1 protein-coding gene is annotated in these 777 nt (G+C 55.7%); it reads right to left on the bottom strand.

Features of this window, described 5'->3' with window-relative positions:
* Window positions 1–426: 426 nt before the first annotated feature.
* A partial coding sequence (locus tag FJT57_RS16245) for a primase-like DNA-binding domain-containing protein (RefSeq protein WP_144906881.1) occupies window positions 427–777 on the bottom strand: 351 nt, incomplete at its 5' end.

The following is a 777-nucleotide window of genomic DNA, read 5'->3' as shown; positions in this document are numbered from 1 at the left end:
CCAGCACACCCACTGGTCGCGTTCGCGTAACGTCTCCGGAATCGCCTCCGGCTCGTCGATAATAGGTTCACTCATCCTCACGTAGGACCTCGCATGGCTCTCACTGGCTCTGAGCCAGCACAGAACGCTCTCTGCTGTACGTCGCGATCCAATCCCTTGGTCCCAACGGGGACCCCCCGTTCTATCCTAGTTGGTTGTTGGGTGGAACACTCGCTATCGCTGGTTGCAAATCGATGGACGTGAGCGTGTTCCACCCATTTCGGCCGTTTCGTAGCTGTTCCACCCATTGAAGATTTGGGTGGAACATGCCGCAGTCGGGTGATTTCCGACCTACGAATTTGATTGGATGAGGTCATGATTCAGCTTGGGTGGAACAGGTCTCAAGAAGTCCCGATGATATCGGGAATTGGACCGTGTACGTCCGTTTCATGACTGAAAGTCCTCTTCAGAACGGATACGGACACCAGTGTAATGCGGGACGGGTTCCCCGCCGATTCGCTTCTTCGTGGAATCCACCTTGATGTGGGTGTTGAGCTTCCGGGTGAACCAACTCTTATTCAGCGGATCGTCGATGCCGTGTGCCTCTGCCCAGTCGTTGTAGAGGCCGAATACGTCATCTTTCGGCACGGCTTCATCCGCATCTTCGACAAGATATTCGTCGACAAATGCTTCGAACGACGGTGGCGATTGGTCTTCCTCGACTGGCTCATCTGCCTGGTCGGTCTGACTGGGTGGTTCGTCAGCGGCCGCTGATTCAGGCGATGCGGGACGGAGTGC

The sequence above is a fragment of the Halobellus captivus genome, from assembly GCF_007655485.1.
Taxonomy (GTDB): Archaea; Halobacteriota; Halobacteria; order Halobacteriales; family Haloferacaceae; genus Haloquadratum; species Haloquadratum captivum.
The sequence above is the reverse complement of the archived record's forward strand: the minus strand, read 5'-3'. Positions and strand labels throughout refer to the sequence as shown.